11 protein-coding genes and 4 pseudogenes are annotated in these 11,604 nt (G+C 68.4%); 8 read left to right on the top strand and 7 right to left on the bottom strand.

Annotated features, from left to right (window positions below):
• Positions 1 to 37: 37 nt before the first annotated feature.
• The 5 genes and pseudogenes from AC07DS_RS45285 to AC07DS_RS45305 form a co-directional block, all read left to right on the top strand.
• Positions 38 to 312: pseudogene (locus AC07DS_RS45285) on the top strand (transposase); the annotation flags it as partial.
• Positions 313 to 359: 47 nt separating this feature from the next.
• The gene (locus tag AC07DS_RS45290) at positions 360 to 812 is read left to right on the top strand and encodes a hypothetical protein (RefSeq protein ID WP_479154565.1); all 453 of its coding nucleotides are present in this window, start codon (positions 360 to 362) and stop codon (positions 810 to 812) included.
• Positions 813 to 1,001: 189 nt separating this feature from the next.
• A pseudogene (locus AC07DS_RS45295) lies at positions 1,002 to 1,127 on the top strand (hypothetical protein); the annotation flags it as partial.
• Between the two features lie 90 nt (positions 1,128 to 1,217).
• Positions 1,218 to 1,445 (top strand): hypothetical protein, encoded by a 228-nt coding sequence (locus AC07DS_RS45300; protein WP_479154566.1) that lies wholly within the window; start codon positions 1,218 to 1,220, stop codon positions 1,443 to 1,445.
• Positions 1,446 to 1,656: 211 nt separating this feature from the next.
• Complete coding sequence (locus tag AC07DS_RS45305) at positions 1,657 to 1,902, top strand: hypothetical protein (protein ID WP_479154567.1); 246 nt, start codon at positions 1,657 to 1,659, stop codon at positions 1,900 to 1,902.
• Here AC07DS_RS45305 and AC07DS_RS45310 read toward each other — a convergent pair.
• Positions 1,896 to 2,575 (bottom strand): annotated as a pseudogene (locus AC07DS_RS45310) (IS5 family transposase); the annotation flags it as partial. The gene AC07DS_RS45305 and the pseudogene AC07DS_RS45310 sit on opposite strands and share 7 nt — an antisense overlap.
• A gap of 140 nt (positions 2,576 to 2,715) precedes the next feature.
• Between AC07DS_RS45310 and AC07DS_RS45315 the strand changes: the two are divergent.
• Entirely contained in the window at positions 2,716 to 3,378 is a 663-nt protein-coding gene (locus AC07DS_RS45315) for a lysophospholipid acyltransferase family protein (RefSeq protein ID WP_479154568.1), read from the top strand.
• A gap of 892 nt (positions 3,379 to 4,270) precedes the next feature.
• Here AC07DS_RS45315 and AC07DS_RS45320 read toward each other — a convergent pair.
• Both AC07DS_RS45320 and AC07DS_RS45325 read right to left on the bottom strand, forming a co-directional pair.
• Entirely contained in the window at positions 4,271 to 4,819 is a 549-nt protein-coding gene (locus AC07DS_RS45320) for an allene oxide cyclase barrel-like domain-containing protein (RefSeq protein ID WP_479154569.1), read from the bottom strand.
• A 300-nt stretch (positions 4,820 to 5,119) separates the two neighbouring features.
• A complete protein-coding gene (locus tag AC07DS_RS45325; RefSeq protein ID WP_479154570.1) occupies positions 5,120 to 6,505 on the bottom strand; it encodes an MFS transporter in 1,386 nt (461 codons plus the stop codon).
• Positions 6,506 to 6,630: 125 nt separating this feature from the next.
• Here AC07DS_RS45325 and AC07DS_RS45330 point away from each other — a divergent pair, with 125 nt between their 5' ends.
• Positions 6,631 to 7,518, top strand: a complete 888-nt coding sequence (locus AC07DS_RS45330) for a helix-turn-helix transcriptional regulator (RefSeq protein ID WP_479154571.1) — start codon at positions 6,631 to 6,633, stop codon at positions 7,516 to 7,518.
• Between the two features lie 83 nt (positions 7,519 to 7,601).
• Positions 7,602 to 7,727: pseudogene (locus AC07DS_RS45335) on the top strand (IS630 family transposase); the annotation flags it as partial.
• On the opposite strand, the gene AC07DS_RS45340 reads toward AC07DS_RS45335, so the two are convergent.
• The 4 genes from AC07DS_RS45340 to AC07DS_RS45355 all read right to left on the bottom strand — a co-directional run bounded on the left by AC07DS_RS45340 (position 7,694) and on the right by AC07DS_RS45355 (position 11,460).
• Positions 7,694 to 9,643 carry an FUSC family protein gene (locus tag AC07DS_RS45340; protein ID WP_479154572.1) on the bottom strand — a complete coding sequence of 650 codons (1,950 nt, stop codon included), beginning with the start codon at positions 9,641 to 9,643 and terminating at the stop codon, positions 7,694 to 7,696. The pseudogene AC07DS_RS45335 and the gene AC07DS_RS45340 overlap by 34 nt on opposite strands.
• A gap of 52 nt (positions 9,644 to 9,695) precedes the next feature.
• Positions 9,696 to 9,830, bottom strand: a complete 135-nt coding sequence (locus AC07DS_RS45345; protein WP_479154573.1) for a hypothetical protein — start codon at positions 9,828 to 9,830, stop codon at positions 9,696 to 9,698.
• Between the two features lie 75 nt (positions 9,831 to 9,905).
• Complete coding sequence (locus AC07DS_RS45350; RefSeq protein ID WP_479154574.1) at positions 9,906 to 10,535, bottom strand: SDR family oxidoreductase; 630 nt, start codon at positions 10,533 to 10,535, stop codon at positions 9,906 to 9,908.
• 25 nt (positions 10,536 to 10,560) lie between these two features.
• Positions 10,561 to 11,460, bottom strand: a complete 900-nt coding sequence (locus AC07DS_RS45355; protein WP_479154575.1) for an alpha/beta hydrolase — start codon at positions 11,458 to 11,460, stop codon at positions 10,561 to 10,563.
• Positions 11,461 to 11,604 lie beyond the last annotated feature (144 nt).

Genomic DNA, 11,604 nt, shown 5'->3' on the forward strand with positions numbered 1-11,604 from the left:
GACCCCGGAGAAGTCGCCCTGCTGCGCGCGAGCGTGTGAAGCCGACGCAGTCCGTGACGACATCCGCGGCTTCGTCGTCGGCAGCTGCACCACCACGACGCGGTGCTGGTCATTGATGAGACCGGTGCCCCGAAGAAGGGCAATGCCACGATGGGTGTGCAGCGTCAATGCACCGGTACCGCCGGTCTCATCGAGAAAAGTCAGGTGGCCGTCCAGCTCGCCTACTTGACCCCGAGGGGGCACGCGGCGATCGACCGGGAACTGTACGTTCCGCGTTCCTGGACCCAGGACACGGCCCGCTGCCGTGCGGCATCGAAATCGAGGCGACGAGCCCTGTCTGTTTTCGGCAGACTGCAGAAATGTCAACGGACGTGAGTGGCATGATCGAGTGCAGGCCTCTGGCCCGGATCTGGGGTGAGGACGACGAGGACGCGGTTTGGCACGCCGCCATCAACCTCTCCCTCCTCAACACCGGCAACGCCTATGACGCACTCGCCTGCCTCTTCGGCGTTCGCAACTCCTTCGGGTTCCAGCCGCTGGCCGAAGACCGTGGCCTGCCGGACGACGTCTCGGACAGGCTGCGGGCAGCATTCAACGCATGGGGCGGGCCACGGGACGCACACGGAACCACGTGGATCAACTGGGCCGAGTTGGCAGCTGCCGACTGGGACGAGACCGATCGGTCCGGTACGCACAGCCGTAGCACGGTCGCCGGGCCGCGGACCCACTGGGCGCCGGTCTGGGACGTGATGCGGACGCTTGCCGAGCTGCATGGACCGGAACACGTGCGACTCGTGGTCTGGTTCAACTGATCACGACGTTCCGTCCATCCCCCGACACAGCGTGACTTCTCCAATGGGAAGCCGCTGTGATGACAGGCTGCCGTCACGGCTCCTTCTAGGCCCTGACTCTCCGATCATGCTCAGAGCCAGACGTGGCGACAGCGACGGTGCCCAAGTAGACGCTGTTGCCCCCACTGCTCGTCGTGGTGTGGCGCACCGGCCGAGCACAACCGCGGCAAGCTGGTCTGGAAGGTCGACTGGCCCATGCGCTGGGCGTACGAGGGCGTGATCTTCGCGCCGTCCGGTGTCACCCACTCCTCGGCCGCGGCGGGGTGCTGTGCCGGTGCTTTCCGCACGCGACTGCATCCTTTGGCCTACTACGTTTTCGGCCTTGAAGAGGACGATCTTGCGGCACCTCCGCGAGATCATCGATCCGTGCGAATAACCATCGGATACACCGTCGAAAGCATCGGCTACGTCGTAGGAGCCCAGGGGCTCGTCAGCTTCGCCTCGCAGACCCTCTTCGGCACGGAGTGGGGCTGGATACACAAGGTCGTCGACCTTCCGTCCACCGCTGACCTCGGCATCGTCGCCGTGGGGCTAGCGCTCATCGTCGGCGGGGTGAAGACGCGGAAGACGCCCCAGCGCCAGAAGGTCACCTGACCGGCGGGCATTTCAGCCCGCGACTCCCATTTCCGTGTCGTAGCGGTCGAAGCCCGCAGGCTGCCCGCCGCGTGACCCGCGCTTACAGCGGGCCCGGCTCGCGCCCCGGCCCCAGGACTGGCCGGTGTTGGTCGGCAAGACGGCCGAGCTGAAGCAACAGGACTATGGCTGAAGCGCCGAGATCCCTTCCATCACCGCGACCACCCTGCTCGTGTTTGGTGACGCCGACGCCATCTGCCCCGCGCACATGGTGGAGTTCTACGCCCTGCTCGGCGGCGGTCTGAAGGATGCCGGCTTCGACGGATCCGGCCGCTCGCATGCGCAACTGGCCGTCCTGCCCGGCGCCGGTCACTACGACATCCTGGCCCACCCGGGGCTGACTGCCGCCATCGTGCCGTCCTGGCCTCATGACCTGAGCCAGATCAGCAACGCGGCCGCGGTGACCGTGCCGAGATAGACGTGCCCGCGCTTGCTGTTGCTGTACGCCTTGTCGGCCGAGACGCTGGTCGGGAGTCGTCGCGGACGGCCCGGCCCCATGCGTGGCACCCGGATCTTGTCCATCACTGGCACGAACTGGGTGCAGTCCGCCCGCTGACCGGGAGTGACGAGCAGAGCGAGCGGACGGCACTTACCGTCCGCTGCCAGGTGGACCTTCGTGGTGAGCCCGCCGCGGGACCGGCCGAGCGCCTCACCTTCCGCACCGCCTCCTCCAGAAGGGGGCGCAGGCGCATATGAACTGATCTTTCCTCGGCCCACTTTGAGGTGGTCGGCGGTACGGGTGGTGGGGCCTTGGGTGCCCCTGCGGCATGTTGGTGGGCGCGGATTGAGGTGGAGTCGACGTTGATGTGCCAGTCGATGTCGCCCGCGGTGTCGGCGACGGCCTGGACGTGTTGGAGCAGCCTCTCCCAGGTGCCGTCAGCCGACCAAAGCGTGTGCCGCTTGTGTACCGTCTGCCACGGACCGAAGTGTTCGGGCAGCTGGCGCCATTGGCAACCGGTCCTGAGCCGGTGAATGATCCCGTTGATCACCTGCCTGTGGTCCCGCCACCGGCCGCACCGGTTGTTGCTCACCGGCAGTAGCGGCTCCAGGACTGCCCATTCCTCGTCGGTCAGATCCCCCCTGCTGAGCATGACCAGAACAACGAGCTACCTGATCGAAGAGACACCGCCTAAGCACCTGCCGGCCTGCAAGATGAGTACGAGGACTCACGGCGGTGCGGCGACCACCGACGGACGATGAAGACCAACATCGCCCAGATCGGGAGACCGCCGTGCTCAGCCGTATCGCCGACTGTCTGGTGCCCGTCTTCGGTCGGCTGTCGGTGACCACCGACGCCGACGCCGAAATCGCACCCGGCAGCATCATCGCTGCCAACCACACCTCGTTCGCGGACCCCGCCGTCGTACTCGCCGCCCTGCACGGCCTCGGCATCGAACCCGTCGTCATGGCGGCCGCGGGCCTGTGGCGGATCCCCGTACTCGGACACTCCCTACGCCGCGAAGGGCACGTCCCCGTGCACCGGGGCGACCGGCGAGCCGCCACCGCGCTCGATGTGGCCGCCCAGGCCCTGGAGGAGGGACGGTGCCTCCTCATCTACGCCGAAGGCGGCCTGCCCCGCCGCAGGGATGCCGGTGAAGCCGCCCCCGGCATCTTCCGTACCGGCCTGGCGCGCCTCGCCGAGCGAACCGGTGCTCGCATCGTGCCTGTAGGCCAAGCCGGCGCCCGACGAATCACCTCAGGCCGCACGGCCAAGCAGCTCGCCGGCCTGGTGACGGCGCCGGTACGTCGCCCGCGCCTGCACGTCCACGTAGGTACGTCACTGGTCCTGACCGGTGACCGCGCGGCCTGCACTGCGCGGGCCCGAGCTGCGGTGACCGCGGCATGGCGGACAGCGGCCGCGCACCTCGGCGAGCCCGCCGCACTCGCCGCATAGCTTTGTGCGGGCGGGCTGTCGGCTCACGCGCAGCCCCTCCTCGGCGGTGGCGGCACACTGGTCGTCGTCGTGATGGGGTGCGCCGCGCCGACTGGCGTGTCGTGCGTCGCTCCTGGCCGTCAGCCTTCACTTCCGCCCTCCGGCGTTGACGGACGGCCTCCGTCGAGCGGCGCTCGTCCACGAGCTGACGTCCCAGGGCTGCTGCGGACCACACGCAGAGGGACGGCCGGCGTCTCCCAGTTCAACGTCGGCGGGCGGTGCGGTCACACGGGTGCGCAGCAGGTCTGACCCCGGGCCGCCGTACAGCGAGACGTAGCCCAGGCCGACAGTCCATACCCGTAGGTCTTGCACTTCAGGGACGACCACTTGCCTCAGTCAGCCGTCAGGAACGTTGGTCCAGAGTGTTACCGCGTGCCACTCGCCCATGGGCGCCGGGGGTGGCAACTGAGACGCGCTCGCCACGGTCGGTCGGACTCCAGCCACAGCCGGATGCCGGTCACATCCCGGCAGGCCACGCCCAACCACGGCCCGGCCCGGTCCGCATGCCATGGCCGACAGGTTCTCCATCTGGGCTGTACGCCGTGAGCCGTACAGCCCGGAACTGTAGACCGTCCGCTTTCTTCCCCCCGGCCCGCTCCAAATGCCGACGTCTGTGCAGGTGTCCGCGGGTCCTGTGAATCTGCCGGTCACGAAGTCCACGTCACCGCAGCGGAGGTCCGCCGACTGCTGCTAGCACTCCAGCCGTAGATCGCGATCTTCATGCCTGGGCGGCTTGTCACTGATGGTCGATGACCCGGGATCGCGCCTGGTTGCGGCGTCGCCAATGGGACCGATCGAGCTGGTGGGCCGCGCCGTGGACGGCCCAGCCTTCTCACCGGGCGGGGCAGAGCAGTCAGCGGTCGAGCTCGATCGTGAAGCGCCTCTTGCCCGTACCGATCGTGTCGGCGTGGACCTGGCCGCGAGCCTGGCGGAAATCCCCGGTGCCGCCGGTGATCCCATTGTCGAACGAGGGGGGAGGGATCGTCGGGCGGCCATCGGTGAGGATGCCGAAGACCATCCCCTGTACGGAGAGCTGGCCGCCCGGGAGGTTGTAGGTCACGACGCACTCCTCCGCCCCGCCGCTTTCGACCGTGGTGGTGGTGCAGGTGCCGTCGGTTTCGCCGACCTGGTTTTTGTCGTCCTTGTCGAAGAGGAGCGAGCGGAAGACGGTCCGGTCGCCCTGGGCGGGGCTGCCATCGGACTTGACGGGGAAGCGCGTCTGCTGCACGAGATGGCCGATGAGTGTGATGACCCGGTCTCCGCCCGTGGCGTGAGCGGAATCGGTGTCCGTCGCGGCGGACGCGACAGGGGCGCAGGCAAGAAGGGTGACCAGCGCAGTGGCCGTGCCGAGACGGGCTGCTCTGATGGGGCGCATCGTGAGGCTCCTGAGGTTGATGCTCATGGATGGTCCGGTGACGCATTCATCACCTCGGCTCTGCCGCCACCCGGAACGTCCCGGCACGACCCACCGGAAGATATGACCAGTCGGACCAACCCGGGACACGAGACGGCCCGCCCGACCGCGCACTACGAAGATCGCGATCTACGGCTGGAGTACCAGTACTCCAGCCGTAGATCGTTACCTGATGCTGCTCACGCGCCCCGTCGCCCGCAGCTGACCGCCTAGCCTCGTGCGCCGCCCGGCTCCCTCAGGCTGAGTTCATTACCGGGCCCCACGCCAGACATCCCCGTCACCGTCCCGTCAGCTACGGCCGCGCGGCAGCATGAGGGCCGCGGCCGTGGTGGCCATCAGCATCACAGCCGCGACGCACAAGGCGACCCGCAGACCCACAATGAACTCACCCCGGTCCGCGACCAAGGCTCCGAAGACGGCCACGGCGAGCGCGCCGCCCGTCTGCCGGAAGGAGTTCAGGATCCCGGCGGCCATTCCGGCCCGATCTGCGGCGATGTCGTTCAGCAGGATGGCGGTCAGGGAAGGTACGAAGAATCCTAGGCCGAGGCCGACCGGGATGAGCATCGCCGCGATCACTGGTCTGCTGGTGCCCTCGTCGATCCAGAGCAGGCCGAACATCGCCAGCGCGAAGATCGCTTGTCCCATGGCGATCGGCATCCGCGGCCCAAAGCGTGCCGCAGCCCTGGCCGAGGCCAGGTTGGCTCCGGCGATCACGGCCATCATCGGTAGGAACATCAGCCCCGCGGCCATGACGGACAGGTTCAGAACGTCCTGAAAGAACAGGCTCAGCACGAACACCAGCCCGTAGAACGCGGCATTGACGACGAAGCCGATCGCGACCGAAACCGTCACCGTGCGCGAACGGAAGAGGTCGAGCGGGACCAACGGCGCGGCGGTACGTGCCTCGATCATGATGAACGCGGCCGCCGCCACTGCGGCGAGCCCCAGGCAGCCCAGCACCACGGGTTCGCCGAAGCCGTTCTCCCCTCCGTCGATCACCGCGAAGGTGAGCGCCGCGAGCGCGACGATCGCCGTGAGCTGGCCGTACGGATCGAGCGGCGCGGCACGGCGCGGCGAGCGCTGCGCGCGGGTCAACACCGCGAGGGTGGCGATGCCGACGGGCAGGTTGACGACGAAGATCGCCCGCCAGCTCAGAGTGCTGGACAGCACCCCGCCGGCCACCGGGCCGGCGGCAACCGCGACGGCTCCGCCAACGGTCCACAGTGCGATGGCCCGTGCCCGTTCGGCCGCGTCCGGGAAGGCCTGCCGGACGAGGGCCAGCGAGGAGGGCAACATGATCGCCGCCGCGCTCCCCTGGATCAGGCGGGCGGCGATCAGCTCGCCCAGCCCCGGCGCCAGTCCGCAGGCCGCCGAGGCGACCGTGAAGACCGCGACGCCGGCGCCGAACGCGCGGCTCGCCCCTATGCGGTCGGAGAGCGCGCCCGCGGAAAGCAGGAGTGCGGCGAACATCAGCGTGTAGGCGTCCACGATCCATTGCAGTCCCGCCGTGCTGCCGCCGAAGTTCCGCCCGATCCCGGGCAGCGCCACGTTCATCGCCATGGTGTTGAGGTTGAGCAGAAAGATGCCCATGAACGTGGTCGCCAGGATCAGCTTCGGTGCGGCCGTGCGTTGCCGGGCATCCTGTGAAGGGCGGGCTGGTTCAAGAGTGGTCATCCGTCCAGGCTGGTGAGGCTCGCGAGGGCGAGGCAGACCGTGATCTTCCGGGGTGCGCCAGAGGTGGGTGCAACAGGGCCAGGCTCCGGGCTGGACCCCTGATCACACGCTGGCAGAATGACGACATGACCGAGTTCGGGAAGTTCCTGCGGGCTCGCCGTGGCGACGTACGCCCGGCAGACGTCGGGCTGCCCGCCGGAACCGGCACGCGCCGTACGCCGGGTCTGCGCCGGGAGGAGGTGGCGGCGCTGGCCGGTGTGAGCATCGACTACTACATACGTCTGGAACGCGGCAAGGAGACCCATCCGAGCCCCTCCGTGGTCGAGGCGCTGGCCGACGCGCTCCGCCTCAGCCAGGAGGAGAGCGGCTTCCTGCACGAGCTGGCGGCGCGCGCGGCGCGGCGTGCACCCGAGCCCCGTCCCCTGCCGTCACGGCGGGTCCGTCCGACCGTCACGCAGCTTCTGGAGACGCTCCGGCCCAACCCGGCGTACGTCGTGAGCCGCACCAACGACCTGCTGGCGACCAATCCCGGCGGGCTGCGGCTGCTCCACGGCATCGCCGACTGGCCGGAGCGGCAGCGGAACACCGTACGGTACATCTTCCTGCACCCAGCTGCCCGCGAGCTGTGGGCGGACTGGGAACAGAAGGCCAAGGGGTGCGTCGCCCAGTTGCGGGCGATCGCTGGCAGCGATCCGGATGCCCCGGATCTCGCCGCACTCGTAGGTGAGCTAATCGTCAAGAGCCCCGACTTCAACCGGCTCTGGGAGCGGTACGAGGTGCACACGATCGGCGACGGCGAGAAGACGCTCCGACACCCGGAGGTCGGCACGATGACGCTCTCGCACGAAGGGCTGTCCCTCAACCGCGCACAAGGCCAACGCCTCATCATCTACATGGCGCCGCCGGGCAGCCCGGACCACGACAAGATGACGCTCCTCGACCTCGCCTCCGGCCCGTCCGTCGGATCCGGCGAGACGGCGCCCGTCTCACCCTCTCGGAGACAGAACAGCTAGTGCTCTGACCGCATAGGTTCGCCGGGTTGGCGGTCGTGGCGGTTGGACGTGCAGTGACGTCCGATCCGACCGCTGGAGGCACGGTGGCTGAGCCTGTCCGTGTGCGCAGACTGACCGACCAGGAGGGGCAACGCCTGCAGCAGATCGTGCGTCGCGGCAGTACGAGTTCGGTGCGCTACCGGCGCGCGATGATGCTGTTGGCCGCGGCGAGCGTCTCCAAAGCCGTGATGCCACCACGCAATCGGCGGAGTGCCGCGATCGTGTCCGTGGAGGTCGTCCCCTTGTCAACGCTGGCGGCATCGCCGGACCGTGGGGCGCCCACTGGTCTCTGACTGATGGCGTCGAGGTCGCGCGAGGCGGCCTCCACGCCGAAGGAGACGGCTGCGCGTTCCTCGGCGTTCCAGAGGGGAGCAAGCGCGCAGAGCGCCGCGATCTGTCGGCGCACGCTCGTCACCGCGTCGATGGTCGGGTCGAGGGCGTCGTTCTGCCAGCGGCCGTGCCGGTCGCGAGGCTCGAAACGGGCGCTGCGGGCCGCCGCGGTGAACTCCAGCGCGGTCAGGCGGGCACGCATTACGGCGTGGGCGACTGCGATCCGGTGTGTCTCGTCCTCCGCTGCCCAGACGAGTACCAGCGCGTCGATCTGACGTGCAGTCGCCTCGGCCCACTCCGTGAGGTGCTCGGTGAGCAGGCGGCGCTGCCATGTGGGAGCGATGAGGTAGGCGGCGAACGCGAGCAGGCAGCCGATGATCGTGTCGAGGCCACGCGTGGTCGCGCCGAGTGGGCCGGGGGTCAGCGAGCCGATCCAGGCCACCACCCAGAACATCGTGAACGGCTGCCCGCAGCTGCGGAACGCGAGGTAGCCGTAGAACAGCAGGAGCAGCACGATGGCGTGCAGGGCCGGCACGTTGGGCAGGAAGGACAGCGCGACGGCGGCGACCGCGCCCGCGACGGTGCCGATGGAACGGCCGACGCCACGGGCGAAGGTGGAGCCGTAGTCCGGGAATACGATCAGCGCTGCCGCGACGACCACCCAGAAGCCGTGCCCTGCCAGGAAGGCGGCCGGTCCGAGCCATGCGCCCACTGCCATGCCGACGGCCTGCGCGACAACGCAGACCGTGGCCAGCCGTAGCGCGTGGTGCAGGATCGGGGAGCCCCAGCGCAGCTCGTCCAGGACCAGCTCGAGCGAAATCGGCGTGTGACGCTCATCGGAGGCGGGGGAAACGTCTTCACTGGCGGCAAGCTGAGTCGTGGCCTCCACCGCTCGTGCCACGGCCCGCTGAAGCTCGCTTCGCGGTTGGCCCGGCCATGAGGCCGCGCCGAGGGAGCCGTCCGGTCGCGCGCGCGAGATCGCTGAAGCGATGCAGACCAGCTGACGTGAGGCGGCCTCGTGCCAAAGGTTCGATTCGTCGTCGGCACGGTTTTCGAGTGCGCGCATCAGCTGCCCGATTTCCTCGCCACGCACCACGAGCTGCGTGAGCCGTTCGAGCTCGCGGTGACTGCGCCACCGCAGCAGCGCCAGGCTCCGGTCGGCCTCCAGAAGAGCGGAATCTCCGGAGCTGCCGACCGCGATCGTACGGTAGAAGCCTGCGACGGCACGGCGCTGCACCGAGTGCCGCGATCCGTACGGGGGAAATAGCTGAGCGAGGTTCATGATCAAGAACCCCACGGCGAAAAAGGCGACGACCTCGACCGGGCCCACCGTCAGCTCTGATGAGATCTCGGCAAACGCCAGGAGAACGATGATGACGACCGTCAGGCGCATGCTGATGCCGATTGCGACGGCCCGCAGGAGCCCAGAAACCAGGAACAGCACGAAGATCAGCGGCAGTACGGACACCCAGCGCCCCGAGAAGATGACCCCCAGCCCCGCAGCAGCGATCTGCGCGGCACTGGTCACAAGCGTCGCAACGATGCGGGACCGGTTGTGCGGCATGAGCGCAGCGATCGTGCCCAGGAACGCGCCCACTATGACCAGCAGCTGTTCCACCGGGTCATGCAGGAGACAGCCGATGACCGTCGCGATCAGCATGCCGACCGCGACCCGGATCAGCTTGAGGGGGTCCTGGAGCGGTTTGCCCGGTTGCATGCCGCGCCGAGCCGCATCCCGGAAAGCAACCCAGTCCATGGTCAAAGACACCCTTACATGAAAGCTAGTGGTCCTGTCGTTACGACAGAGGTCAATTGCCCGTGCTCGCACCGAGATTGCCGTGGATGCGCGACAGCAGCAGCCATGCGGTGTCGCGGTCGAGGCTCTCGATGCCGGACACCAAGGCGCTCAGCCACTGATCGATGAGCGGGAGAATCTCCCGCACCCTGGGCGCCACCGTCCCCAGATGCTTCAGAGGCCGTTCTCCAGTGGCTCGGGCCCCTCGAACTGCGGGTGACTCCTACCAGACGAGGCGGTCGCCGTCGGTGCCGGGCTTGTTCACGCCGAGGTTCTCGCGCACGTGTTTGCCAGGGTGGGCGACGATGTCGGCGACGAGCGCGGCGACGCTTTTGCGGGAGACCGTGGTGCCCTTGAACGGCTCGTCGCGCTGGGTGAGTTCGTAGGAGACCTCGTCGGTGTCGGAGAGCCAGGCCGGGCGCAGCACGGTGTAGTCCAGTGACGAAGCCTCGACCGTGTCGGAGGCGGCTGCATAGGTGTCGAGCGTGGGCACGCCGATGGCGGCACGGTTCCAACGGCCGAACTCTCCGGGCACTTCCTGGTAGATGCCCAGCGCGGTCACGAAGATCAGGCGCTTGACGTCCTCGGCTTCCATGACTGTGACGATGGCCTGGGCCTGTTCGTCGATGTTTCCGGCGAGGTTCGCGTAGACGACATCCTGTCCGCGGACCGCTTCTGCGAGTGCTGCACGGTTGGTCGCGTCGCCTTCGATCACGGTCGCACCGGCGGGAACGTTGCTGATGCGGTTCTTGTTACGGGCGAAAAGCGTCAGCGTTGTGCCCTGGTCGGCGAGCATGTCGATGGCCCAGGAGGCGATCTGCCCGGACGCACCGAGCACAAGAACGTTGGTCATGGTGACCCCTTTCGCAGGCAGTCAGTCAGGCGAGGTGGGAGGCGAACCAGTCGATCATCTGCTCGGGGTTCTCGGGGAAGTGGTTGTAGCCGTCGAAGCGGCGGGTGGTGCCCTCGATCCAGTGCAGCCTCTTATCGGCGGTGGCGAGGTTGTCGTAGATGCCCTGGACGTCTTCGGGGCGGGTGCTGGAGTCGTGGTGGACCTGGGCGATCAGCGTCGGCACGGTGACGTCCTTCGCGAAGGCCAGTGGGGACAGCTCGTCCAGGTCGAAGCCAGTCAGGTTCTTCAGCTCGGTCTCCAGCAGATCGATCCCGCCGGGCACCTGGGCGAGGGCGGTCTCCGCGAGCGCGCGCAGCGAGACGGGCTGGACGGCGACCAGGGCCCGGACGCCGTCGAACTCCTCGGGGTGCTTGGACATCGCGACGATCGTGGAGTTCGCGCCGAGGCAGCGGGAGAGGAAGGCGATGCGGGAGTTGTCGACGCCCAGGCGCTGGCGGCCGTAGCGCACCGAGCCGATGACGTCGCGGTACTCCAGCAGGCCGATGCCGACCAGGCCGCCGTTGGCGGCGCCGCTGCGGCCGTGGTTGCGCAGGTCGTAGGCGAGGACGTTGTAGCCGGCGTCGTGCAGGTTCTTGTAGTCGGGAAGGAAGTTGACCTCGAAGTCGGCGAACGGGGTGGCGTACTGGGGCAGGTGCCCGGGGTAGCCGTAGCGGTTGCACGGCATGGGGTGGTTGGCGATCACGAGCTTGTCGGAGTCGGCGGGGATGAACCAGCCCTCCAGCGGGGTGCCGTCCTGGGAGGGGAAGGTGACGTCCTCGTAGGCGAGGCCGTACTCGTCGGGCCGGCGCAGCGCGGGCACGCGCCGGGTGGAGGCGAATCCCTGGGCCAGGGCGGTGGCGATCGTGTCGGGCGAGGGCGTGCTCATGGATGGGCTCCTGGAAGAAGGGTCGAGGGGGTCGGGGGGGGGGGGGGGGGGGGGGCGGTCGGCCCGGCGCACCAGGGGAGGCCTTTCCGGGGGGTCCCCCGGCCTCTCTTAGGGAGGAACCCCTCCCCCGGGTGTTTCTTGAAA

Source organism: Streptomyces sp. NPDC044064, from assembly GCF_056434245.1.